21 protein-coding genes are annotated in these 25,467 nt (G+C 59.7%); 15 read left to right on the plus strand and 6 right to left on the minus strand.

The window, feature by feature from the left end:
• Window positions 1–84 precede the first annotated feature (84 nt).
• The 9 genes from AC1P02_RS17515 to AC1P02_RS17555 all read left to right on the plus strand — a co-directional run bounded on the left by AC1P02_RS17515 (window position 85) and on the right by AC1P02_RS17555 (window position 12,166).
• Window positions 85–1,233 carry an isovaleryl-CoA dehydrogenase gene (locus AC1P02_RS17515; protein ID WP_058393997.1) on the plus strand — a complete coding sequence of 383 codons (1,149 nt, stop codon included), beginning with the start codon at window positions 85–87 and terminating at the stop codon, window positions 1,231–1,233.
• Window positions 1,230–2,849, plus strand: a complete 1,620-nt coding sequence (locus AC1P02_RS17520) for a carboxyl transferase domain-containing protein (protein ID WP_485182770.1) — start codon at window positions 1,230–1,232, stop codon at window positions 2,847–2,849. Before AC1P02_RS17515 ends, AC1P02_RS17520 begins: the two co-directional genes overlap by 4 nt.
• A 10-nt stretch (window positions 2,850–2,859) precedes the next feature.
• A complete protein-coding gene (locus tag AC1P02_RS17525; RefSeq protein ID WP_485182771.1) occupies window positions 2,860–3,699 on the plus strand; it encodes an enoyl-CoA hydratase-related protein in 840 nt (279 codons plus the stop codon).
• Window positions 3,700–3,802: 103 nt separating this feature from the next.
• Window positions 3,803–5,788 (plus strand): acetyl/propionyl/methylcrotonyl-CoA carboxylase subunit alpha, encoded by a 1,986-nt coding sequence (locus tag AC1P02_RS17530; RefSeq protein WP_485182772.1) that lies wholly within the window; start codon window positions 3,803–3,805, stop codon window positions 5,786–5,788.
• 14 nt (window positions 5,789–5,802) lie between these two features.
• The gene (locus tag AC1P02_RS17535) at window positions 5,803–6,741 is read left to right on the plus strand and encodes a hydroxymethylglutaryl-CoA lyase (RefSeq protein WP_021140236.1); all 939 of its coding nucleotides are present in this window, start codon (window positions 5,803–5,805) and stop codon (window positions 6,739–6,741) included.
• Window positions 6,742–6,755: 14 nt separating this feature from the next.
• A complete protein-coding gene (locus AC1P02_RS17540) occupies window positions 6,756–7,166 on the plus strand; it encodes a MerR family transcriptional regulator (RefSeq protein WP_440146271.1) in 411 nt (136 codons plus the stop codon).
• 37 nt (window positions 7,167–7,203) lie between these two features.
• Window positions 7,204–7,965, plus strand: coding sequence for a substrate-binding periplasmic protein (locus AC1P02_RS17545; RefSeq protein WP_485182773.1), 762 nt, complete (start codon window positions 7,204–7,206; stop codon window positions 7,963–7,965).
• A gap of 48 nt (window positions 7,966–8,013) precedes the next feature.
• On the plus strand, window positions 8,014–10,905 hold the full coding sequence (locus tag AC1P02_RS17550) for a DUF748 domain-containing protein (protein ID WP_485182774.1): 2,892 nt from the start codon (window positions 8,014–8,016) through the stop codon (window positions 10,903–10,905).
• A gap of 664 nt (window positions 10,906–11,569) precedes the next feature.
• Window positions 11,570–12,166, plus strand: coding sequence for an acetate uptake transporter (locus tag AC1P02_RS17555; protein WP_005315399.1), 597 nt, complete (start codon window positions 11,570–11,572; stop codon window positions 12,164–12,166).
• An 81-nt stretch (window positions 12,167–12,247) separates the two neighbouring features.
• On the opposite strand, the gene AC1P02_RS17560 is transcribed toward AC1P02_RS17555, so the two are convergent.
• Window positions 12,248–13,063 carry a M90 family metallopeptidase gene (locus AC1P02_RS17560; RefSeq protein WP_282790222.1) on the minus strand — a complete coding sequence of 272 codons (816 nt, stop codon included), beginning with the start codon at window positions 13,061–13,063 and terminating at the stop codon, window positions 12,248–12,250.
• A gap of 18 nt (window positions 13,064–13,081) precedes the next feature.
• Window positions 13,082–13,519 carry a GNAT family N-acetyltransferase gene (locus tag AC1P02_RS17565; RefSeq protein ID WP_282790221.1) on the minus strand — a complete coding sequence of 146 codons (438 nt, stop codon included), beginning with the start codon at window positions 13,517–13,519 and terminating at the stop codon, window positions 13,082–13,084.
• Between the two features lie 300 nt (window positions 13,520–13,819).
• Here AC1P02_RS17565 and AC1P02_RS17570 point away from each other — a divergent pair, with 300 nt between their 5' ends.
• Window positions 13,820–15,319 carry an alanine/glycine:cation symporter family protein gene (locus tag AC1P02_RS17570; RefSeq protein ID WP_087755611.1) on the plus strand — a complete coding sequence of 500 codons (1,500 nt, stop codon included), beginning with the start codon at window positions 13,820–13,822 and terminating at the stop codon, window positions 15,317–15,319.
• 79 nt (window positions 15,320–15,398) lie between these two features.
• On the opposite strand, the gene AC1P02_RS17575 is transcribed toward AC1P02_RS17570, so the two are convergent.
• Entirely contained in the window at window positions 15,399–16,205 is an 807-nt protein-coding gene (locus AC1P02_RS17575; RefSeq protein ID WP_485182775.1) for a crotonase/enoyl-CoA hydratase family protein, read from the minus strand.
• Between the two features lie 182 nt (window positions 16,206–16,387).
• Here AC1P02_RS17575 and AC1P02_RS17580 point away from each other — a divergent pair, with 182 nt between their 5' ends.
• From AC1P02_RS17580 to AC1P02_RS17600, 5 genes are all read left to right on the plus strand, one after another.
• Window positions 16,388–18,175 (plus strand): putative nucleotidyltransferase substrate binding domain-containing protein, encoded by a 1,788-nt coding sequence (locus tag AC1P02_RS17580; RefSeq protein ID WP_485182776.1) that lies wholly within the window; start codon window positions 16,388–16,390, stop codon window positions 18,173–18,175.
• A gap of 2 nt (window positions 18,176–18,177) precedes the next feature.
• Complete coding sequence (locus AC1P02_RS17585; RefSeq protein ID WP_485182777.1) at window positions 18,178–18,804, plus strand: 3'-5' exonuclease; 627 nt, start codon at window positions 18,178–18,180, stop codon at window positions 18,802–18,804.
• A gap of 108 nt (window positions 18,805–18,912) precedes the next feature.
• Window positions 18,913–19,224, plus strand: a complete 312-nt coding sequence (locus tag AC1P02_RS17590; RefSeq protein ID WP_058394009.1) for a DUF485 domain-containing protein — start codon at window positions 18,913–18,915, stop codon at window positions 19,222–19,224.
• Window positions 19,221–20,876, plus strand: coding sequence for a cation acetate symporter (locus AC1P02_RS17595; RefSeq protein WP_290026168.1), 1,656 nt, complete (start codon window positions 19,221–19,223; stop codon window positions 20,874–20,876). Before AC1P02_RS17590 ends, AC1P02_RS17595 begins: the two co-directional genes overlap by 4 nt.
• Before the next feature lie 235 nt (window positions 20,877–21,111).
• Complete coding sequence (locus AC1P02_RS17600; RefSeq protein ID WP_059113278.1) at window positions 21,112–22,704, plus strand: ABC-F family ATPase; 1,593 nt, start codon at window positions 21,112–21,114, stop codon at window positions 22,702–22,704.
• A gap of 114 nt (window positions 22,705–22,818) precedes the next feature.
• On the opposite strand, the gene AC1P02_RS17605 is transcribed toward AC1P02_RS17600, so the two are convergent.
• The 3 genes from AC1P02_RS17605 to hupB form a co-directional block, all read right to left on the minus strand.
• Window positions 22,819–22,962: a hypothetical protein gene (locus tag AC1P02_RS17605; protein WP_271788096.1), complete on the minus strand. Its 144-nt coding sequence runs from the start codon at window positions 22,960–22,962 to the stop codon at window positions 22,819–22,821.
• A 68-nt stretch (window positions 22,963–23,030) separates the two neighbouring features.
• Window positions 23,031–24,944 carry a peptidylprolyl isomerase gene (gene ppiD, locus AC1P02_RS17610; RefSeq protein ID WP_059168014.1) on the minus strand — a complete coding sequence of 638 codons (1,914 nt, stop codon included), beginning with the start codon at window positions 24,942–24,944 and terminating at the stop codon, window positions 23,031–23,033.
• Window positions 24,945–25,095: 151 nt separating this feature from the next.
• On the minus strand, window positions 25,096–25,368 hold the full coding sequence (hupB, locus tag AC1P02_RS17615; RefSeq protein ID WP_005315375.1) for a nucleoid-associated protein HU-beta: 273 nt from the start codon (window positions 25,366–25,368) through the stop codon (window positions 25,096–25,098).
• Window positions 25,369–25,467: the final 99 nt, after the last annotated feature.

A 25,467-nucleotide genomic window follows, 5' to 3' on the forward strand; every position in this document is an offset into this window, starting at 1 on the left:
AATGGACTGACCAGTTTGACACCCCGTTTACGATCATAAGGGCAGTCAGATGGGTGAGAACCAACCATTCAAAGGAGAGCAAGGATGCACGCAGTGATGGATGAGACCCTCAGCGCCCTGACCGAGCAGGTCGAGGCCTTCTGCCAGAAAGTGATAGCGCCGCGCGCCAGCGAGATCGATCACAGCAACGTCTTTCCGCGGGATCTCTGGCCCCAAATGGGCGAACTCGGGCTGCACGGCATTACTGTGGCGGAAGAGTATGACGGCGTGAGCCTCGGTTATCTGGCCCACGTGCTGGTGATGGAGCAGGTGAGTCGCGCCAGCGCCTCGGTCGGCCTCTCCTACGGCGCCCACTCCAACCTCTGCATCAACCAGATCCACCGCCACGGCACGCCCGATCAGAAGGCACGCTATCTGCCCTCCCTCGTCAGCGGCAAGCACGTGGGCGCACTGGCCATGAGCGAGACGGGTGCAGGCTCCGATGTTGTCAGCATGCGGCTTACCGCCAAGCACGATGGCGATCATTTCGTGCTGAACGGCAACAAGATGTGGATCACCAATGGCCCGGATGCCGACACCTTTGTCATCTATGCCAAAACCGATACCAGCGCCGGACCCAAGGGGATTTCGGCCTTTATCGTCGAGGCGGGTACACAAGGTTTCACCACGGCCCAGAAGCTCGACAAGCTCGGCATGCGCGGCTCCAGTACCTGCGAGCTGGTATTTGACAACTGCCGCGTCCCCCGGGAGAACCTGCTCGGCACCTTGCACGGCGGGGCCCGGGTACTGATGAGCGGTCTCGATTACGAACGGGTGGTGCTGGCCGCCGGCCCCCTTGGCATCATGCAGGCCTGCATGGACGTTGTGCTGCCTTATGTGCGCGAGCGCAAGCAGTTCGGCCAGGCCATAGGTGAGTTCCAGCTGGTACAGGGCAAGCTGGCGGACATGTATACCCGTCTGGCCAGCAGCCGAGCCCTGGTCTACTCGGTGGCGAGCGCCTGCGATCAGGGCCGCACCAGTCGCAAGGATTGCGCCGCCGCCATTTTGTTTGCCGCCGAGAATGCCACCCAGATGGCGCTGGATGCCATTCAGCTCTTGGGGGGCAATGGCTACATCAATGAGTATCCCACCGGTCGCCTGCTGCGGGACGCCAAGCTCTACGAGATAGGCGCCGGCACCTCGGAGATCCGCCGCTGGCTCATCGGTCGGGAGCTGATGGGAGAGAACGCATGAGCCAGATACACTCCCGTCTCGACACGGCCAGCCCGGAATTTGCCGCCAACAAAACGGCAATGCAGGCGCTGGTCGAGGATCTCAATGCCCGGCTCGCCGAGATAGCCCAGGGCGGGGGCGCGGCCAACAACGCCCGCCATCAGGCCCGTGGCAAGCTGCTGCCCCGCGAGCGCATCAACCAGCTGCTGGACCCGGGTTCGCCTTTTCTCGAACTCTCAGCGTTGGCTGCCTGGCAGGTCTATGACGAGCCTGTGCCCGCCGCCGGCATCATCACGGGACTCGGCCAGATTGCGGGCAGGCTCTGCCTGCTGGTGGTGAACGATGCCACCGTCAAGGGAGGCACCTACTACCCGCTGACGGTGAAAAAACACCTGCGGGCCCAGGCCATCGCCGAGCGCCTGCGCCTGCCCTGCCTCTATCTGGTGGATTCCGGCGGCGCCTTCCTGCCCATGCAGGATGAGGTATTCCCCGACCGGGAGCACTTCGGTCGCATCTTCTACAACCAGGCCCGCATGTCCGCCCGGAGCATTCCCCAGCTGGCGGTGGTGATGGGGCTCTGTACCGCCGGGGGCGCCTATGTACCCGCCATGGCGGATGAATCCATCATGGTCAAGGAACAGGCCACCATCTTTCTGGCGGGGCCCCCACTGGTCAAAGCGGCCACCGGCGAGGAGATCAGCGCCGAGGCCCTGGGCGGCGCCGAGGTGCACTGCGCTCACTCAGGCGTTGCAGATCACATGGCGCGAGACGATGCCCATGCCCTGGCCATAGCCCGCACCTTGGTTGGCAATCTGGGGGAAAACACGATTCCGGCGTCGGGTTTCGCTTCGCGAGACCCAGGCTATGACGAACCCCGGTACCCCATAGAGGAACTCTACGGTCTGGTGGGCACCAGCCTCAAGCGCCCTTACGATGCCCGCGAGCTCATCGCCCGTCTGGTGGATGGCTCCGTATTTGACGAATTCAAGGCACTGTTCGGCACTACCCTGGTGACGGGATTTGCCCGCATCTGTGGCATGCAGGTGGGGATCCTTGCCAACAACGGCGTGTTGCACAGCGACAGTGCCCAGAAAGGCGCCCACTTTATCCAGCTTTGCAACAAGCGATCCATTCCCCTGCTGTTCCTGCAAAATATCACCGGCTTTATGGTGGGCAGTACCGCAGAGCGGGAAGGCATCGCCAAACATGGGGCCAAACTGGTCACCGCCGTGGCCTGCAGCCGGGTACCCAAGATAACCCTGATCGTCGGCGGCAGCTTCGGCGCGGGCAACTACGGCATGTGTGGCCGCGCCTATGAGCCCGATTTTCTGTTCAGCTGGCCCAACAGTCGCATCTCTGTCATGGGCGGCGAGCAGGCTGCCGGTGTGCTGGTACAGGTGCGCCGGGACAAGCTGGCCGTTGAGGGCAAGGTATTGAGCGAGCAGGAAGCCGCCGCCATCCGCGCGCCCGTGATCGCCCAGTATGAACAGCAGGGTCATCCCTATTACGCCAGCGCGCGGTTATGGGATGACGGCGTCATAGACCCGGCGCAAAGCCGCACAGTGCTGGCGCTGGCGCTGGCCGCCTGCCGGGGTGCTGAGCCGGGACCCGAGCAATACGGCATCTTCCGGATGTAAGGAGTTCGTCATGTCCGATCCACTTTTCAATGATCCTCCGGCGGGATTTCGCCTGGAGCGCCATGGGCCACTGGCTGAACTGGTGCTGTCACGTCCCGCTCGCCACAACGCTTTTGATGCTGACCTCATGCTGGGGCTGCTCGATTGCCTCGACGAACTGGCCCATCTTCATGGTCAATCGCTCGCCGAACGCCCCCATGCCTTGCTGCTGCGCGCAGAGGGCAGACACTTTTGTGCCGGCGCCGATCTCAACTGGATGCGCAATCTCGCTCACGCCGACTTTGAACACAACAGGGAAGACGCCCGGGTACTGGCGAGGCTGATGCAAACCCTGGATGAGCTCCCTTTCCCCACCCTGGCGCTAGTGCAGGGAGCTGCCTATGGCGGTGCATTGGGCCTTGTCTGTGCCTGCGATCTGGTGCTGGCCAGCGAAGATGCACGCTTCTGCCTCTCCGAGGTGAGCCTGGGGCTGGTACCTGCGGTGATCAGCCCCTATGTGGTGCGCACCATGGGCATGCGCCAGGCACGCCGTTACATGCTGAGCGCCGAACCTTTCGATGCCATCACCGCCTGCCGGCTCAATGTGGCGCACCAGCTGACCAGGCCGGTGCAGTTGCTGGCCGAAGGGCGCGCGCTGGCCATGCGCCTGTGTCGCAACGGCCCGGAGGCGATGAAGGAGACCAAGCGACTGCTGGCCGCCATCGAAAGCCATACCGCCCGCCTCCATGAAGAGAAAACCGTCGAGACCATAGCCCGGGTGCGGGTCGGGCTCGAGGCTCAGGAGGGGATGCAGGCCTTTTTTGATAAACGCCCCCCCAGCTGGCGCCCCCGTTTCAAGGATGAAGCATGACTCACAGCAACACCGTCAAGCGACTGCAGATCGCTAACCGCGGCGAGGACAACCGCCGCGCATCATCCCATTCTGCCTTTTCAGCGCAATGTGAGGAGCCGTCATGACCAACCAGACGCCGATTAGACGGCTGTTGATTGCCAACCGCGGCGAAATCGCCGTGCGCATCATCAAGACAGCCCGTCGGCTCGGCATCCACACCATAGCCCTCTACTCGGATGCCGACCCAAATGCCATGCATGTGCGGGAAGCCGACGAAGCCTGGCATCTGGGACCTGCCCCCGCGCGGGAGAGCTATCTCGATGCGGCCAAGGTACTGCGCATCGCCCAGCAGGCAGGCGCCGATGCCATCCATCCCGGTTACGGCTTTTTGTCGGAAAACAGCGACTTTGCCACCGCCTGCGAGCAGCGTGGTGTGCGTTTTATCGGCCCCAGTGGCGCGGCTATCCTCGCCATGGGGGACAAGTCCGGCGCCAAGTCGCTGATGCAGGCAGCCGGCGTTCCCGTGCTGCCCGGCTATCACGGCACGGATCAGCGCCTCGAGCTGCTGCGCGAGCAGGCATTGCTGACCGGCTTGCCGCTGCTGATCAAGGCGGCCAGCGGGGGCGGTGGCAAGGGGATGCGCCTGGTCGAACAGATCGATGAATTTGACGAGGCGCTGGCGGCCGTGAAACGCGAAGCGCTGGGCGCCTTTGGCGATGACAGCGTTTTGCTGGAGCGCTACTTGCCCAAGGCCCGTCATGTGGAGGTGCAGGTGTTTGCCGACAGCCTCGGCAACGCCATCTATCTGGGGGACAGGGATTGCTCCTTGCAGCGACGCCACCAGAAGGTGATTGAAGAGGCCCCCGCCCCCGACATCCCCCCGTCACTGCGCCAAGCCATGGGGCAAGCCGCCGTCGCCGCGGCCAAAGCCATCGATTATCGAGGGGCTGGTACCATCGAATTTTTGCTGTGCGGGGACGAATTCTTCTTTATGGAGATGAACACTCGCCTGCAGGTGGAACACCCTGTCACCGAGTGTGTCACCGGCCAGGACCTAGTGGCCTGGCAGTTGGCGGTCGCCGAAGGCAAGCCCCTGCCCCTGACCCAGGAGGAGGTGGTCCTGCACGGCCATGCGGTTGAAGCGCGCCTTTATGCCGAGGATGTGGCAGCCGGTTTTCTGCCCGCCAGCGGCCCGATAGAGTGGCTGCACTGGCCGGACGGGGTGCGCATCGACACAGGTGTGACTGCCGGAGATGACGTCAGCCCCTATTACGATCCCATGATTGCCAAGCTGATTGCCCACGGCCAGAGCCGAGCAGAAGCCTTTGGCAGACTCGCCGATGCGCTGGGTGCGCTGGAACTCGGCCCCCTGGTGCACAACGGCCCCTTGTTGCTGCGCCTGTGTCAGGAGCCGGACGTGCTGGCCATGCGCCATCACACCCAGTGGCCCATCCCCACAGTGCCATTGACAGTGCCCGAGCTTGCCTGGCCGCTGGCCACCCTCTGGCTTGCCAGCCGCAGTGCAGGCAGCGCCCCCTGGCAACAGGCATCCGGCTTTCGTCTGGGTCAACGCAAAAACTGGACGGCGGCGGTACAGATCGGCGAGGAGGATCGGGTACTGAGCCTCACCGAATGTGCAGGCAAGCTTGAGTGGCAGGGAGAGCAAATTCCCTATGCGCTGGGCGCTGATCATATCCGCCTGCAACATGCAGGGTGCTGGCAGCGCTACCCCATACAGGCTGTTGGGGCGAGGGATTTCATGGTGCAACTGGATGGGCAACGCATTCGCTTTTGCCCCCATGATCACGCGCACCAGACCCATCATGATCACACCAGCATCACCATGCAGGGCGCCATAGCCCCCATGCATGGCATCGTAGTGGCACTGCTGGTCGAGGTCGGGCAACACGTCAGCAAAGGGCAACCCCTGCTGGTACTGGAGGCAATGAAGATGGAGCACGTCTTGAAAGCCGAACAAGACGGTGTGATCGATACCCTGCAATGCAAAGCAGGGGAACAGGTAAGTCAGGGCGCCGTGCTGGTACGTTTTACCGATGCCGGCCTGGCCGATGAAAGCACGCTGAAGACGCAAGAGAGCAGTACATGAAAAGAGAATCTGGCATGCAGGACGACAAGGTAAGCCTGGTGGAGATGGGCCCGCGCGATGGCCTGCAAAACGAAGCCAATGCCCTGCCCCTTATCCAGCGGCTTGAGCTGATAGCCCGTCTCGTCGAGAGCGGCTTGCAGCGCATCGAGGTGGGGGCCTTCGTCTCCCCCAGGCGAGTGCCGCAGATGGCTGACTCTGCCGAACTGTTCAAGGCCCTGCCGCGCAAGGGGCCAACCCGCTACGGTGCCTTGGTGCCCAACTTGCAAGGCCTGCAGGCTGCCATTGCCGCCCGGGCTGACGAGATTGGTCTGTTCACCGCCTGTTCCGACGGTTTTACCCGCGCCAATATCGGCATCGGTGTGGAGGAGTCACTGGTGCGCTTCGCCCCCCTGGTGCAGGAGGCACGCAGCCTCGGCATCAAGGTGCGCGGTTATCTCTCCACCGTCATCGCCTGCCCCTTCGATGGCCCGACCCGCCCGAAACGGGTAGCGGCCATGGCCGAGCGACTCCTTGATCTCGGTTGTCATGAGATCTCGTTGGGGGACACCATAGGGGTCGGTACCCCTGGCACGGTCGCCCCCATGCTGGATGCTGTGCTGCACGAGATCCCCGCAGGACGGCTCGCGGTCCATTTTCACGACACCTACGGCCAGGGCTTGGCCAACCTGCTGCCGGCACTGGAGCGCGGTATCCGCACCATAGACTGCTCGGTAGCCGGACTCGGCGGGTGCCCCTACGCACCGGGTGCCTCTGGCAACGTCGCCTCGGAGGAGGTGATCTATCTGCTGCACGGCCTTGGCATGAGCACAGGGGTGGATCTGGACAAGCTGGCGGCTACCGGCCAATGGGTAAGCGAGCGGCTCGGCCGTCCCAACGGCTCCCGGGTCGGCCAGGCCCTCCACGCCAATGCAGAGCGGCTGCGGATGCGCCTTTGCCAGTCATCCTCGCACTAACAGGAGTCACGACCATGCCACCGTCCCTGCCCGGCAAGGAGATCACCTACAGCATCTCGGAGCTGGCCCATGAATTTGATATCACGCCAAGGACCATCCGCTACTACGAGGATGAGAGACTGATCACCCCGACCCGGGAGGGACAGACCCGCATCTACAGCCACAAGGACAAGATCCGCCTCAAGCTGACATTGCGCGGCAAACGGCTCGGCTTCAGCCTGGCGGAAATCCGCGAGCTGTTCGACATGTATGACACGGATCGCTCGAGCAAGACCCAGCTCCACTCCATGATCCAGCTCATCAATGCCAAGCGCCAATCCCTGCACCAGCAACTGGAGGATATCCAGATGGTGATGGCAGAGCTGGAAGCCGCCGAGCAGCGCTGTGCAAATTCCCTTAACAGCTTGAAAACCAGCGCAGATTAACCGAATCTGGGATCATCTCACCATCTTGGTGCTCCCGATGAAATGCTGGTGCTGGTTGTTACTCCTGTTCTGCTCCACGGCCTGGAACCACCCCCTGATCCGGGTCGGGGGTTACCCCTATGCCCCCTTCGTGGTCAAGGAGAGTGAAAACCGCTATCGGGGACTAACGCTGGATCTCATCTCGGCGCTCAACGAAGTTCAGCAAGAGGTGCGTTTTGTCTTTGTCCCCACCTCGGCCACCTATCGCTATCAGGCGCTGGCACTCGGCCGCTTCTCCCTCATGCTGTTCGAGGATATCCGCTGGAATTGGGATGCGGGACAAGTTCACATGACCCCACCTTTACTGCTGGGGGGCGAAATATATGTCGCTCTCAAGGTGCCCGGGCGTGATCAAACCTTCTTCGAACACATTGATCAGCGCAAGCTTATCGGCGTCACCGGTTATCACTATGGATTTGCCGACTTCAATGCCAATGCGGACGCGCTCAAGCAGCGCTTTCGCATCACGCTGGTGAAAGACAGTGCCACCGCCATACAGGGATTGTTCAAGGGGCGCGGCGACGTGGCCATCCTCAACCTTGCCTACCTCAACCAGTTCAGCCAACAGTATCCTGAGCTGGCGGCCCAGTTGCTGCGGTCAGACAAGTGGGATCAGCAGTATGAGCTGAGAGCACTGCTCAGCCCGACGGCAGACATCTCGACCCGCCAGCTGGAAACCTGGCTGGCCGAGTTGAAGAAAAGCGGAACCCTGGCACGCCTGTGGACAAAGTACGGCGTACAGCATCAAGCGGCACCATGATTATGTCCTGAAAACTTGCTACCCTGTGCGCATCAATTGGAGACCTTCATGCCCAAACCCCTGCGTGTCCGCCTGCTGCGCTATACCCTTTATCTCTTCGCCGCACTGCTCATCTCCCTGTTGGTCCTGTTATGGCAAGCGCCGACTCTCACCCAGCGCCACCTGCCCGCTTGGCTGGCCAAACACTATGGTCTGAACCTGACGCTGGGGGAGATCCATGTCAGCCTGCGCCATCCCTCCCTTGCCATAGGTCCCTCGGCGCTGCTCGATGAAAAACAGCAACCCATCATCGCCTTCGAGCAGTTGCAGCTTGTCCCCGAGCTTGGCCAGAGCTGGCGGCAGAAGGCCATTATTCTGAGTGACGCCACCCTCACCAAGCCGATGGTGAATCTCATCCGTCAGGCCGACAGCAAAGGTGAGGTACGTTTCAATCTGACCGATGCCCTGGCCAGCGTGCTGACGCCCTCGCAGACGCCCGCCACGACCAGCAGCGAGCCCCCTCTGGTACAGATAGCCAAACTGGCCGCCGTACAGGGTCACGTCAGCTACCAGGACAGTCGCAAGAAAAACAGTGCGGGCTGGATACCCCCGCTCACCCTGAGCGGGCTCGATCTGCAACTGCCGGCTTTCTCCACTGCGGCGAAAAATACCAACTACTTCCAGTTGACCGCCCGGCTCAACAAGCAGAGCCCGCTCAAGGCGAGCGGCCAGCTCGATATCATGACGGGGGCTGGCAAGGGCCAGCTCAGTCTCGGCAAGCTTGCGCTCTCGCCCTTCGCGCCGCTCTGGGCCCCCTACCTCAAGGTCAATCTGGTCAAGGGCGAGGCCAGCGCCGAACTGAACTACCAGCTCAGTCAGGGCAAGCATGGCCTGGATTGGCAATTGTCAAAGGGCAAGCTGACTTTGAGCGACTGGCAACTCAAGCAGAATAAGGGCGCCGAGTTTGCCCGCTTCAAACAGCTGGCATTGGCAGGCATAGCCCTGGATGGCAACAAGCAGTCGGTCAGGATCGACAAGATCGCACTCAAGGCCCCGGCGGTCACGGCAACCCTCGATGCCGCGCAGCAGCTGGACCTGACAGCACTGCTTGTCCCCCAGCCTGCGGATAAACCCTCGGGCAAAAAGCCGGCTCCGGGCAACCCCTGGCGCTGGTCGCTCAAGGAGACGCGCATCAGCCAGGGGGAGTTCAAGCTGACCGAGTCGAGCAGTGGCAAGCCGCTGCTGCGCGAGATCTCCGGGCTGAACCTCACGCTGGGTCCCCTTGGCAGTCAGTCTGATCAGCCCAGCCCGCTCAACCTCAATGCCACCCTCAACACCCAGAGTACGCTGGGGTTTGACGGCGACCTCACCCTGGCCCCTTTCACCCTCAAGGGCGAGTTCAAGCAGCAGGGGCTGCCCCTCAAATGGGCACAACCCTACCTGCAGGATCTGCTGCGCATCACGGTGCGCGACGGCCAGCTTGCCAGCCGTACCAGACTGGCCTTGACCACCAATGCCGAGGGGGGGCTGAGCAAACTCGAGGTCACCGGGGGGCTCGACATAGACCAGTTGTTCGTGCTTGATCGGGCCGACAATCAACGCCTGCTGCAAATAGATCGTCTGGAGCTGAGCGGGTTGCACTATGACGGCATCAGCCAGCAGGTGAAGATTGGCGACATACTGCTGCGCAAACCCTTCGCCCGCATCGAGATCAACGAAGACGGGATCACCAACCTCCAGCAACTGGTGCTGCCACAAGCCGCCAGCACAGAGCCCGCCAACGGGCCCGTCCCCCGCATTACCATCGATCAGGTCCGTACCGAACAGGGCAACCTGCGCTTTGCCGATCGCAGCCTGAGCCCGGAATTCGTGGTGGACATTGCCTCCCTCAGCGGCCAGAGCCGCCATATCAGCAATATTCCCGGCCAACGTTCGGATCTCGCCTTCAACGGCAAGGTTGACCGCTATGCCCCCGTGACCATTCGCGGCAACACCAATCTGCTGATCGAGCAGCCCGTGCTCGATGTGGCAGTCACCTTCAGCAACCTGGAACTCACCACTTTTACCCCCTACTCCAGTACCTACGCCGGGTATGCCATCGACAAGGGACAGCTCTCCATGAAGCTGAACTACAAGCTGCAGGGCAATCGACTGGAGGGAGATAACGACATCACCATCAAGAAGCTGCAACTGGGAGAGAAGATCAAGAGCGAGCAGGCCAAGGACATGCCGCTGGGACTGGCCATCGCCCTGCTCAGCGATGCCAACGGCGTCATCCAGATGAACCTGAAGGTAAAAGGCAATCTGGATCAGCCAAATTTCAGCCTCGGCAATATCTTCTGGGATGTACTGGGCAATACCCTCAGAAAGGCCATCACGTCCCCCTTCTCTCTGCTGGCCTCGTTGACCGGAGGCACTGAGGATCTGGATGAGCTGCCCTTCCTGCTGGGTGAGCCCGCCCTCACTCCAACCCTGCAGATCAGGCTGACCAAGCTGGCGCAAGCGCTAAAGGAGAGACCCAAGATCAGCATGAACATTCGCGGCAAGGTCAACTTCAACGAAGAACGCCCCATTTTGCAGCGCCAGAAGCTGGAGCGTGCATTAACCAAGATCACGGGCATGCCGGTTGACCTCGATCTGCTGGAGCAAGACCCCATACTCCAAGCCGCGCTGGCCGAAGCCTATGAGGCGCGCTTCAACGAAGATTGGGGGGACTTGGCCGACAGGTTGAAACTGGATGAAGAGAGCCCGGCCCTGCGAAGCCAGGCGGTGATCCTGCTGCGGGATCAACAGCTGATCACTGCCAAGTCCCTGCGCAATCTGGCCATGCGCCGTGCCCAGAACACCAAGGAGTATCTGGTAGATACCCAAGGGATTGCGCCGGAACGCCTGTTCGTACTCGACAGCCAGGTAAAGGAGGCGGACAAGGAAGCCAAGGTCGTTCTGACACTGGATAACTGACCACTGCCGGGGAGCAGAAACGGCTCCCCGGCGTTTTCACCTCAGCTCTCCTTGATTGTTCGTGCCGCTAGGCGTCCACTTCCCCCTTGAGGCCATAGCCGCTAACGTCTCATCATTGAGTGCGCAGAGCATAGAGGGTATACCCCCTCATTCCCAGCGCCCTTTAAGACTGTGCTCTGCCCTCCTCTGGCGACCCGTTATCCCGTTATCCCGTTATCCCGTTATCCCGTTATCCACATAATGCGCCCCATGTGGGTGCCCCTGCTCGGCCGGTTTTCCTATGGTTCCGGGCCAGTGTCTTCTGCGCTTCAAACGGTGACTCCCTCTTTTTGTTTGATGGCATATATAGTGATTTTTACCTCTGACGAATGCTAGGCATCTGGCTGCAACAGACAAGAGCCCAGTGGCACGAAAACCAGGGTACGAAGGCACTGCTGCTATCTGTTATTCACTTTCACATCTGGCGTAGCTCACACAAAAAATCAACCTTGCCACCGCTATTCATTCACCTGTTATCTACCTGAATGGCACGAATAATGACGTGGATAAAATTTCGTGTAGTTTTTTTACCATTTTTTGTACTCCCCTCTTGCGAGGGACCCGTTGCCTGCCTAAAATCGCGCGTCTTTTATCAACCCCCACCTCTATTTTTGGAGAACACCACGTGAGCGAAAAATTGGCCAACCCTGCCCCTCTGGGTCTGATGGGTTTCGGTATGACCACCATTCTGCTGAACATCCATAACGCAGGTTTCTTCCCCATCAGCGCCATGATCCTGGCCATGGGCCTGTGCTATGGCGGTCTGGCCCAGATCATCGCCGGTATCATGGAGTTCAAGCGTGGCAACACCTTCGGTGTCACCGCCTTCATCTCCTACGGCACCTTCTGGTGGAGCCTGGTGTTCCTGCTGGTGATGCCAACCATGGGTCTGGCCGAAGCCACTCCCCACGCTTACATGGGCTGGTATCTGCTGATGTGGGGCATGTTCACTCTCTTCATGCTGGTCGGCACCGTCAACTTCCCCCGTGTGAAGCAGTTCGTGTTCGCCTCCCTGACAGTGCTGTTCTTCCTGCTGGCCGCCCGTGATTTCACCGGCAGCACCCTGATCGGCACCATTGCCGGTTTCGAAGGCATCATCTGTGGCGCCAGTGCCATCTACCTGGCCATGGCTACCGTGATCAACGAACAGTTTGGCCGCACTGTGCTGCCAATTGGCGATCACAAGAAAGCCGCTGCAGTACAGCTGAAAGCTGCTGCCTGATAGGTAAGCAATTCAGATTGTGAAAAAGGCACCTTCGGGTGCCTTTTTGCTATTCAGATTAATTCATCTGCGGATCGGCTATCAGACAGTTAGCCCCGTTTGCGCCTCTCCCGCCAACAAGCGGGTCGCCGGAAAACGCAGGGCGGGATCCTGGCTGAAGAACTGGCTTAGTTGTCGATATACAGCGGGATAGACCTGCCGCAAGCGCAACGGATCGGTAAAGAAGCTCTCGCAGCACACGGCAAAAAACTCGGCCGGATGCTCGGCGGCATAGGGATCGATAGCGGTTACCTCGTCGCGGGCCAGCTGGGCATTCATGGCATCGAACGCCTCCTGCAGGGCCTGGGTCCACTGGCGTGTATCCATGCCACTTGGCAGCGGTGGCGCACCGTCGGCATCTCCCCCCAGCATGTCGAGTTTATGAGCCAATTCGTGGATAACCAGGTTGAAGCCATCCCAATCCCCGTCCTGCTGCAACTCGCTCCAGGCCAGCACCAGCGGCCCCTGAGGCCAGGACTCCCCAGCGTTCTCTTCTTCCCACTCGCTCACCAGACCGAATTCATCCTGCACCTCCTGACGACGGACCACAGGTTCCGGGATCAATATGATTTCGTGAAAGCCACGATACCAGTCGAGACCAAGATGCAAAATGGGCAGCACCGCCTGCAAGGCCAATACCGCCTGCTGGCGGGAAGTCAGCTCAACCCCGAGTTGGGTCAGGGTCTTGCGGGCCAGAAATTGCTGCGCCAGAGCAATCAGCCGCAGCTGATCGTCTTTGGAAAATCCCTGCAAGATGGGCACCACAGCCAGGGCCTGTTGCCACTCCAGCGCTCGTGGGGCGCTCTCTTCCTGTCGGGACATACCACCAAACAGACTCCATAATCGGGACCAGAACACGCAGACTCCTCTTGCCAATCAAAATACTTTTACGAACCGCTTCGGACGCTCGAGGTAACCCTGAGACAGATAGAAACGATGGGCATCTTGCCGCTTGAGACTGCTGGACAATTCCAGCTGGCTGCAACCTTGCGTCAGGGCGCGAGCTTCTGCCGTCGCCAGCAAGGCAGCCCCCACACCAGCGCCTCTTGCACCTTCATCGACGACCAGCGCCGAGATCAGGCCCCAGTCTGGTGCAACATGCAAGGGCCGCAGGCGATGCCACACCAGCACTCCCACTACCTCGACCTCGTGACAGGCGAGCAGCACCTCACGATCAGGAGCTGGCTGCAACCAGCGTTCAGCCACCTCGACCGGGCTGGCGGGATAGCCAAGCTGCCCGAACAGGTGGGCCATGGCGACCGCATCCCCCTGCCCGGCGAGGCGGATCACATTGAGATGGTTTTCTATTTTCATCCTTGGCCTCAAATTTGCTGTGTCTCCGTTATCACCAATCCAGGTAGACGAGAGAGGAGATCATGGCGGGGATACCGACACATCCCGACCAAAAGGGCCATTTGTTAACGCCAACTCACAAATTAACAACATGACAACATATTTCGCTGGGAAGCCCTTGAACAAACCGATATGTTAAAACCCACGGACTTGGCAGTTGAAAGTCCCGCTCAAGATTGAGTGACCCCCTTGGTCACTTACCATTTTAAGGGAGCGAGGCAAAGACCTCGCCAAGACAGCACAACAAAGGAGTTGTTGTACATGAATGAAATCGTCAATGCTATCAATGGTGTGATTTGGAGCCCTGCGCTCATCTATCTGTGCCTGGGGGTAGGCCTCTACTTCTCCCTGCGTACCCGGTTTTTACAACTACGTCATATAAAAGAGATGATTCGCCTGATGTTTGATGGCAAGAGCACCGATGCCGGTGTCTCCTCCTTCCAGGCGCTGGCCATGACGCTTGCGGGTCGGGTCGGGACCGGCAACATAGCCGGTGTCGCCACTGCCATCACCTTCGGTGGTCCGGGCGCCCTGTTCTGGATGTGGATGGTGGCCTTCCTCGGTGCCAGCTCCGCCTTCGTGGAGTCCACCCTGGGTCAGGTCTACAAAGAGAAGATCAACGGTGAGTACCGCGGTGGCCCAGCCTTTTATATCGAGAAAGGGCTTGGCATGAAGTGGTACGCCTGGACCTTCGCCATATCTACCATCTTTGCCTGCGGCGTGCTGCTGCCGGGGGTTCAAGCAAACTCCATCGGCTCCAGCCTGAAAACCGCCTTTGACATCGATCCAAACGTCACTGCCGCTGGTCTCGCTCTGCTGCTGGGCTTTATCATCTTCGGTGGTGTCAAACGGATTGCCAGCTTTGCCAGTACCGTAGTGCCCTTCATGGCGCTGGGCTACATCATAGTGGCCTGCGTCATCATAGCCCTCAACATCTCGGCACTGCCGGGCGTGATCCTGCTGATCTGGAAGAGTGCCTTTGGTCTGGACGCCGGTTTTGGTGCCATTCTGGGTCTGGCCATCATGTGGGGCGTCAAGCGTGGGGTCTATTCCAACGAAGCTGGTCAAGGTACCGGCCCCCATGCCTCCTCTGCCGCCGCAGTGAGCCACCCGGCCAAACAAGGACTGGTGCAGGCGTTTTCCGTCTACATCGACACCCTGTTTGTCTGCTCCGCCACCGGCTTCATGCTGCTGATCACCGGTCTTTACAACGTGCAAGGACCGGATGGCGCAGCCATTTACACAGGCATCGCCGGCATTGCCGCAGGCCCTGGTTATGTACAGACCGCCATGGAGAGCATGATGCCGGGCTTTGGCAGCATCTTCGTGGCTATCGCGCTGTTCTTCTTCGCGTTCACCACCATAGTCGCCTACTACTACATCGCCGAAACCAACATCGCCTATATCAACCGCAAGATTAATCGCCCCTGGCTCACCTTCTTGCTGAAGATTGCTCTGATGGCAGCGACTGTCTACGGTACCGTCAAGACGGCAGATCTCGCCTGGGGTCTGGGAGACATAGGGGTAGGTCTGATGGCCTGGCTCAACATCATCGCCATCCTGCTGCTGCAAAAAACTGCTTTTATCTGCTTGAAAGACTATGAAGCACAGCAGGCTCAAGGGCTGGATCCCGTGTTCCATCCCGAGAAACTAGGTATCAAGAACGCCGATTACTGGACTGGTCGCCGCTCCGAGCAAAACCTGGAGCAAGAGCTGTCCGGCCACCCGTTCGAACCGGATCCAGATACCATCACCAAATAAGTGCTACGACACAACGAAAAATGGCAGCCTCGGCTGCCATTTTCTTTTGCTGTGTTCTTTACCGCTTCCCTTTACCGCGTCAGAGGGCGTTGCGCCTCGGCCCAAACGGCAAGCGCCAGTGAAACAGGCTGTTGAACGTGGCGCGCCACTGATTGGGTCGGCCCAGGATCTGCTTTTGCAAGCGGGTCTCTTCCTTGAGCATCACCTCATCGCTGCGAGCCCAGGCCTGCTGGTAGAGCTGCTTGATCCCCGCCAGCGCATCCGGCGACTTGGTGATGAGGGTGCGGGCAAACTCCCGCGCCTCGGTCAGCGGATCCTCGCATACCCGGCTTACCAACCCGAGGGACTTGGCCTCCAGTGCATCGCACTCGCGCCCGCTCATGGCGAGCTCCATGGCGGTATCCACCCCCATCAGGTTACGCAGGGTGACGCAGCCACTCATGTCGGGAATGATGCCCCACTTGATCTCCATCACGGAGAAGCGACAATCCGGGGTGCTGAACCGGAAGTCGGCGCCGAGGGCAATCTGCAAGCCGCCGCCAAAGCACACCCCCTGGGTCACGGCAATCACAGGCACCGGCAACTGGTGCCAGCCATAGGCGACCCGCTGCGCCAGATTGGTTGCCTCATCCGCCTCGCGCTTGAGTATGTCCAGGGCCGCCACCGGCTGCTTGAGCATGGATTTCACATCCAGCCCGGCGCAGAAGGCGCGCCCTTCCCCATACAGGATCACGGCCCGTAGCCCCTTGTGTTGCTGCAACTCGGCGAGCGTCTGGTCGATGGCGCCAAACATGCTTCTATCCAGCGCATTGAGCTTGTCCCCCCGCGCCAGCATCACCTCGGCGATACCGTCCCGGATCTCGCACTTGACCCTTGGTTTTTCCATTTCCCTCTCCGCTCCTTGAATCAAACTGGTCATACCACCACGTTATCAGAGTGTTATTGCGAGGTACAGCGAGGCCACCATTTTCCCGCTTCCTGTTGCAGGCAAGGTGTGCGACTAAAGTCGGCTGGCTCCTGCGTCACGGCTTTGTCAGACTGATCTGACGCCACAGGCCAAGGATTGCCATGACTAGCTTGTTCAACTTTGCCCGCCCCCCATTTGATGTACTGAATGCAGAGCAGCGTGAGCGGCTCGAACAGCACCTCTCCATCTGCTATTTTCGCGCGGGACAGACGGTGTTGAACGCCGGTGATGCCCCGCCCGGCCTCTACCTGATCATCAAGGGAGCGGTGGAGGAATCCGCGACCCATCACCATTTTGGCGATTACGGGGTCGACGATCTGTTTGATGTGCGGGCCCAGTTTGATGGCCGCTGTCGCCACCAGTTCAACGCACTGGAAGATACACTCTGCCAGCTCATTCCCCACACCGAGTTTCTGGCACTGTGCGACAGCAATCCGGCGCTGGCTGGCTACTTCACCGCCAGCCTGGCCGAACGACAACAGCAACAAGAGCAGCGCGAACAGCTGGGCCAGAAGAATCTGGCGGAATTTATCCTGACCCGGATTGAACCTGGTCATCTGCAAGCACCGCTCGTCGTCGACAACCGGCTCAGCCTGCTGGCGGCCACCGAGGCCATGGTGGCCAAGGGCACGGATTGCCTGCTCTATCCCGCTCACGATGGCAGCCTGACCCTGGCTACCCGCAAGACATTGCTGCACGCCCTCACCCTGAAGGGGCTGCCGCTGACAGCCCCGCTCGCCGTACTGACCCCGGCACCTCTGATTGGCCTGCCACTGGGCAGCTATCTGTTTGATGCCCTGTTATTGATGACCCGTCATCGCATCAAGCGGCTGGTCATCTGGCAACAAGGTGAAGTGATGGGCATCTTGCAGTTGGCTCAGGTGCTGGGGCTCTTCTCCACCCACTCCCATGTATTGACCCTGCGCATCGCCCGCGCCGATACACTGCCCGCGCTGGAAGCGGTAGCCCGGGAGCAGCAACAACTGACCCGCTCCCTGTTTGGTCAGGGTATCCACACCGCCTTTTTGATGAAACTCATCGCCACCATCAACGAGCAATTGATCGCCAAGGCTTTTTCTCTGGTGATCCCGCCCGAGGTGCAGGACAAGGTGTGCCTGCTGATGCTGGGCTCGGAGGGGCGCGGCGAACAGATCCTCAAAACAGATCAGGACAATGCCCTGATCCTGCCCGCCGACCTGCACTGGCCCAGTCAACAGAAAGATCTGGCCGCCTTCAGCACACTGCTTGAGCAACTCGGCTACCCGCCCTGCCCCGGCCAGGTGATGGTAAACAACCCCCTATGGGTGAAAGAGGTGACGCAGTGGCAGAGCGGGATTGAGCAGGCCTGCCTCACAGCAAACGAAGCCAGCCTGCTCTGGCTCGCCACCCTGGCCGATGCTCACCCTATCGCCGGAGATCGCAGCCTGCTCCCTCCCATCGCCCGTCAACTGCAGGAGCAGCTTGCCGACAGGCGGGATCTGCTGGCGGAGATGGTCAGACCGGCAGTGGCTTTTCATGCGCCGCTCACCCTGTTTGGCCGGCTGGAACGCTCCGCTGATGGGCTGGATCTCAAGCGGGGCGGACTGTTCCCCCTGGTCCATGGCATCCGTATGCTGGCACTGGAGGCGACTATTATGGAGACCTCGACCCTGGGGCGCATCGAGGCACTGGTGGCGGCAAAACGACTTAGCGCCAGCTATGGTGACAATCTGGCAGAAGCATTTCGACTCTTTATCCGCCTGCGATTGCGCAGCCAGCTCAAGGGAGGAGAGAGCCGGGTACAGGTCAATGAACTCAGCCACGGCGAGCGGGATCTGCTGCGCCAGGCGCTGCATCAGGTAAAGAAATTCCAGCAGTGGCTCACCTTGCACTTTCGTCTGAGGCAATAGGCATGTGGAGCCGCGCTCGACGCTACTGGCATGGCCGTGCTTTCCGAGCTGGCGAGTTCGCACCGCTCTTTGCCCTGCCACCAGGGGATGAGCTGATTGCCCTCGATTTTGAAACCACCAGCCTGGATCCTGCCCAGGCCGAGATCGTTTCCATCGGGGCCGTGCGCATCAAGGGTAACCGGATATTGACCGGCGAAGCGCTCTCACTGAGGGTACAAGCCCCCGCCAGCCTGAACGCGCAATCCGTGGTGATCCACGGCCTGCGCCATCAGGATCTGCAACAGGGCATGAGGCTGGAAGCCGCGCTGCGCCAGCTGTTGGCCTTTATCGGCCCACGTGAACTGGTGGGATATCACATCGCCTACGATCTGCGCATTCTCAACCTGGCCTGCCAGAAACAGTGGGGGCTGCCCCTTGCCCAACAAGGGATAGAGGTGAGCCGGCTCTACCACGACCACCTCTATCGCCGCTATCCCGACGCGGTCATCGACCTGCATCTGGCCGCCATCCGCCAGCACCTGAACTTGCCTTCCCTGCCCGTACACGACGCCCTGAGTGATGCCATCACGGCTGCTCTTATCTACCTGCGCCTGACTCAAGGCGGGCCACTGACTTATCCCAAAGTCTAATTGCCCGCAAATAACATTTAATTCACATTCTGCTTACATGAGCAGGGTGCCTGCTCGGTAGGGACTTCCCTTCATCCACCGCTGACACTTATGTCATGGAGAACTGCAATGGAACAGCAACGTTACTTGAGGATCCAGCAAGATCCCCACTTCCAGGAGTTGGTGGCCAAACGCCAGCGCTTTGCCTGGACCCTCTCCATCCTGATGCTGGGGCTCTACCTGGCCTTCATCCTGCTCATCGCTTTTGCCCCCGGCTGGCTTGGCACCCCCTTGAGCGAGGGCTCCACCATCACCCGTGGTATCCCGGTGGGAGTGGGGCTGATCCTATCTTCCTTCATACTGACCGGCATCTATGTATTCCGGGCCAACGGCGAGTTCGACGAGCTGAACCAGAAGATCCTCAAGGGAGTGCAATCATGAAAGGCAAGTCTCTGCTGTTGCTGACCTCGCTGGCCTCTTTCCCCTTGCTGGCGGCCGAGGCGCTGACCGGTGACGTCAATCGCCAACCCCTCAACATCTCTGCCATCGTCATGTTCGTGATCTTCGTGGCGGGTACCCTGTTCATTACCTATTGGGCCTCCAAGCGTAACCGCTCCGCCTCCGATTATTATGCCGCTGGCGGACGCATCACCGGCTTTCAAAATGGTCTAGCCATCGCCGGTGACTACATGTCTGCCGCCTCTTTTCTCGGTATTTCCGCTCTGGTTTACACCTCGGGCTACGATGGCCTCATTTACTCCATCGGCTTTTTGGTGGGCTGGCCCATCATACTGTTCCTGATCGCGGAGCGGCTGCGCAATCTCGGCAAATATACCTTTGCTGATGTGGCTTCCTACCGCCTCAAACAGACCTCGGTGCGCAGCCTCTCCGCCAGCGGCTCCCTGGTAGTGGTGGCCCTCTACCTCATCGCCCAGATGGTGGGTGCCGGCAAACTCATCGAGCTGCTGTTCGGCCTGCAATACCATGTGGCCGTGGTGCTGGTCGGCATACTGATGGTGCTCTATGTGTTGTTTGGCGGCATGCTGGCCACCACCTGGGTGCAGATCATCAAGGCGGTGATGCTGCTCTCCGGTGCCAGCTTCATGGCCATCATGGTGATGAAGTCCGTCAACTTCGATATCGGTGCCCTGTTCAGCGAAGCGGTCAAGGTGCATGAGAAGGGTATCGCCATCATGAGTCCGGGTGGACTGGTGTCTGATCCCATCTCCGCCATCTCGCTGGGTCTGGCGCTGATGTTCGGTACCGCCGGTCTACCCCACATACTGATGCGTTTCTTCACAGTGAGCGACGCCAAGGAAGCTCGTAAATCGGTGTTCTATGCCACCGGCTTCATCGGCTACTTCTACATCCTGACCTTCATCATCGGCTTTGGCGCCATTTTGCTGGTCAGCACCAACCCTGACTTCAAGGACGCTACCGGCGCCCTGCTGGGCGGCACCAATATGGCAGCCATTCATCTGGCCGATGCAGTCGGTGGCAGCCTGTTCCTCGGTTTCATCTCCGCCGTTGCGTTCGCCACCATACTGGCGGTGGTCGCGGGCTTGACCCTGGCAGGTGCTTCTGCGGTCTCCCACGATATCTATGCCAGCGTCATCAAGAAGGGCAAGGCCAACGAAACCGACGAGCTGCGCGTTTCCAAGTACACCACTGTGGTGCTGGGGGTGGTCGCCATCGGTCTGGGGATCCTGTTCGAGAAGCAGAACATCGCCTTCATGGTCGGACTGGCCTTCTCCATTGCGGCGAGCTGCAACTTCCCTGTGCTCTTCCTCTCCATGTTCTGGTCCCGTCTGACGACGCGCGGTGCCGTCTTCGGTGGCTGGCTCGGTCTGGTCAGTGCGGTCAGCCTGATGGTGCTGGGCCCGACCGTGTGGGTGAAGGTACTGGGTCATGCAGAAGCTATTTTCCCCTACGAGTACCCTGCCCTCTTCTCCATGGCAGTGGCTTTCATCGGGATCTGGCTGTTCTCTGTCACCGACAAGTCCGAGAATGCGGCCGACGAACATGCCAAGTTCCTGCCCCAGTTCATCCGTTCACAAACCGGGCTCGGTGCCTCCGGCGCGACAGCCCACTAACCACAACTTACCTTGTTGCAAGCCGGCCCTGTGCCGGCTTTTTCATGGCCGACGCTCACGGACGATTCCCCCGATGCCATGAGAACCGGTCGCTGACTTCATCAAAACGTTCAGAGGGCTTGCCACCTGCTCTGTGCCCTGCCCGCAATGGGGCCAGATCACAGTTCTTGCTAAAACTTTCGGGGGATCTGTGCCATAATGCGCGCCATTTGACAGACCAACCGGGACACTTACTTTGTTAAGCAGCAATAACATCACCATGCAATTCGGCGCCAAGCCGCTGTTTGAGAACATCAACGTCAAGTTTGGCGGCGGCAACCGCTATGGCCTCATTGGCGCCAACGGCTGTGGCAAGTCCACCTTTATGAAGATCCTCGGCGGCGACCTTGAGCCGAGCGGCGGTAATGTGAGCCTGGACGTCAACGAGCGTATCGGTAAGCTGCGCCAAGACCAGTTCGCCTACGAAGAGATGCGCGTGCTGGACGTGGTCATGATGGGTCACGGCGAGTTGTGGGCCGCCATCGCCGAACGCGATGCCATCTACGCCAACCTGGACGCCACCGACGACGACTACATGAAGGCCGCCGAGCTGGAAGGCATGGTTGCCGAGTACGATGGCTATACCGCTGAATCCCGTGCAGGCGAACTGCTGCTGGGTGCAGGTATCCCCATCGAACAGCACAACGGTCCCATGAGCGAAGTGGCTCCAGGCTGGAAACTGCGGGTGCTGCTGGCCCAGGCCCTCTTCTCCAACCCCGACATCCTGTTGCTGGACGAACCGACCAACAACCTGGATATCAATACCATCCGCTGGCTGGAGCAGGTGCTGAACGAACGTGAAAGCACCATGATCATCATCTCTCACGATCGTCACTTCCTGAACTCCGTCTGCACCCACATGGCGGATCTGGACTACGGCGAGCTGCGCGTCTACCCGGGCAACTACGACGAGTACATGACGGCCGCCACCCAGGCCCGCGAGCGTCTGCTCTCCGACAACGCCAAGAAGAAGGCCCAGATCGCCGATCTGCAATCCTTCGTCTCCCGTTTCAGCGCCAACGCCTCCAAATCCAGCCAGGCCACCTCTCGCCTCAAGCAGATCGACAAGATCAAGATTGAGGAAGTGAAGGTGTCCAGCCGTCAGAACCCCTTCATCCGCTTCGAGCAGGAGAAGAAGCTCTACCGCAACATCCTGGAAATGGAAAACGTTGCCAAAGGCTATGGCGATGCGCCCCTGTTCAAGGGCCTCAGCATGATGCTGGAAGTGGGCGAGAAGGTCGCCATTCTGGGTACCAACGGCATCGGTAAATCCACCCTGATCAAGACCCTCGTTGGCGATCTGACCCCGGACACCGGCACCATCAAATGGTCCGAGAACGCCCAGATCGGTTACTACGCTCAGGATCATGCTGAAGACTTCGACACCGACCTCAATGTGTTCGACTGGATGGCACAGTGGAAACAGGAGAATGAAGATGAGCAGGCGGTACGATCCATTCTCGGTCGTCTGTTGTTCACCCAGGATGACATCAAGAAGCCGGTCAAGGTGCTCTCCGGTGGTGAACAGGGCCGCATGCTGTTCGGCAAGCTGATGATGCAACGCCCCAACATCCTCATCATGGATGAACCGACCAACCACCTGGACATGGAATCTATCGAATCCTTGAACATGGCGCTGGAAATGTATCAGGGCACCCTGATCTTCGTCTCCCACGACCGCGAGTTCGTCTCCTCATTGGCGACCCGCATCCTGGAACTGAGCGAGAACGGCATCCGTGACTTCGGCGGCACCTACGAGGAGTACCTCCGCACTCAGGGCGTGGTGTAACCCCTCGCCCGCCAGGGCGCTTGAATAGAAAAAACCGGCAAGTGATTGCCGGTTTTTTTATGGCCGCCGCGCTCTGATCCGTCCCCTGCCGGCAACCAACACATATCCGCATTTCTACGCTGCGCATAACGTATCACGCAGGTCACGCAGGTCACGCAGGTCACGCAGGTCACGCAGGTCACGCAGGTCACGCAGGTCACGCAGGTCACGCAGGTCACGCAGGTCACGCAGGTCACGCAGCCAGCATAGCGACCTCAACCCCACTTCACAGATAAAAAAACGGCCCCATGACGGGGCCGTTTTCAATGGGTTGCAACCGGTCGGATTTATTCGACTGTGGCTTCCACATCGGTGAAGTACTCGATCTTGGCGGCTTTGCGTAGCTCGTCGATCAGGGACTTGTAGCTCACCTGGGCCTTGCCCTGGCCAAGCTGGCCTTGCAGCAGGCTGACCATCTGGGACGGCTCCTTGGCTACCACCACCTTGTCCAGTGCGACCACCACACGATCACCATTGGCTTCGGCAACCAGCTCGACACTAGGCTTGCCATCCTTCGGATGAGGCATACGGAACACCTGGGCAACCAGGTTCTGATCCATGTCCTGAGCGAAGCGGGCAACCCCTTTGTGGGTCTCCATCTTCAAGCCCAGCGCAGTCAGATCGGCCTGGATGTTCTCACCGGCCTTCAGCTTGTCCAGCAGGCCCTGCGCCTTGCCACGAGCCACTTCACTGGCCTTGTCATGCTTGATGGCCGCGATCACCTGCTCCTTGATCTCCGCCAGCGGTTTGGCCGCTTTCGGTTGATAACCTGTGATGTGCAGGACCAGCGCCTTGCCATCAGCCAGTTCGATCACATCCGAGTTGGTGTTGTCATCGCGCAGCTGTTCGGAGAACGCCACCGAGAGCACCTTGGGATCATTGAGGGGTGCCGGTGCATCCGCCTGACTGAAGAAGTCCACGGACTGCACCTTGAGGCCCATGGTATCGGCGGTCAGATCCAGCGAGTCCGGGTTCTCGAAGCTGCTGTCAGCCATTTTCTGCTGCTCGGCAAAGAACAGCTCCTTGGCCTTGTCAGCCTGCAGACGTCGGATGGTTTCACCCATGACATCCACAAACGGCTTGGTCTGAGCCGCTTCAACACCCAGCAACTTGATGACGTGGAAACCGAACGGGCTCTTCACCAGGTTGGAGAGATCCCCTGCCTTGTTCAGGGCAAAGGCGGCCTGCTCGAAGGCCGGATCCATCACCCCTTTCTCGAACCAGTCCAGCTCGCCGCCCTTCTTGGCAGAGAAAGTATCGGAGGAGTTGGCCTTGGCCAGCGCGGCAAAATCATCGCCGCCCTTGGCCTTGGTCAGGAGTTCGCCGGCCAGCTTCTCGGCCGCCTTCTCATCCTTGCCAAACGGGATAAGGATATGCGCTACATGACGACGCTCGGCACGCTGGAACAGGTCCTGGTGCTGATCGTAGTAATCCTTGGCATCCTGCTCGGTGACCTTGATATCTTTGCCGAGGTTGGCCGCATCCAGCAGCAGATAGTCGACCTTCACCTTCTCGTCGTTCATGAAACGCGCGCTGTTAGTCTTGTAGTACTGCTCCACTTCCTGATCGGAAACCTGGACATCGCCCAGATAAGCGGCGGCAGCAAGACGCACCAGACGCAGATCACGGGTCTGGTTGTAGAGCTTGTCGAGTTGCTCCGCTTCACCCTTGAGCGCGAACTCGGTGCCGAGCAGGGCGCCCATCAGCTGCTGACGCACCATGTCCTGGCGCAGTGAGTCACGGAACATCTCCGGTGTCATGCCGGCACGACGAATGAGCTGCAGGTAGCGGTCATTGTTGAATTTGCCATCTTCGGCAAACTCCGGCATGGCGATGATGGCCTGTTTGATCTGCTCGTCACTGACCCGCAGACCAAGTTCACGGGCCTTGCTGTCGAACAGGGCCTGATCGATCAGCCTGTCCAGCACACCACGGCGGAACTGCTTCATGTAGTCAGGGTTGGCGGCCAACTGGCTGAAAGATTCCCCCATTTGGGATTCCATGCGGGCCCGCTCGTTGCGATAGGCATTTTCCAGCGCAGCGGAGCTGATGTCATTGCCGTTGACGGTAGCGGGGGCGGTACGTGCCGGGCCATTGAGGTAACTGCCTACACCGGCCAAGGCAAAGGAGAGGATGATCAGGCCCAAGATAACCTTGGCTACCTTGCCCTGCGCCCCTTCGCGTAGTTTATCCAACATCATGTTTGTACTTATGCTCCCGAACTCGATGGGCGTAAATAATGAAAAGGCGCACCGATTGCGATGCGCCTTGGTCAATCAGTATGAGGGAGAGCCCTCTCACTTGTCTGGTCTGTGACCAAGGACGGTGGCCGATGTAATATCAGCGCCCGGCTTAGTTGACAGCGTCTTTCAGGGCCTTGCCGGCTTTGAAAGCAGGAACTTTACCAGCTGCGATTTCGATGGTCGCGCCAGTTTGCGGGTTACGACCAGAACGGGCAGCACGCTCGCGCACGGCGAAAGTACCGAAACCCACCAGAGCAACCTGGTCACCCTCTTTCAGGGCTTCACCCACGGCATCAATGAAAGCGTCCAGCGCACGGCCAGCAGCGGCTTTGGAGATATCAGCACCGTCTGCAATCTTGTCAATCAGTTGAGATTTATTCACTCTTATATTCCCCTTTTATCGAACATCGCTGCGGCGCTGATTTCCCTGGCCACAACAAGTGGAGGTTTTATAGCAAGCCTCCTGATCAGTTGCAAGTGA

It is taken from the genome of Aeromonas sp. TS_SC_11 (assembly GCF_057318915.1).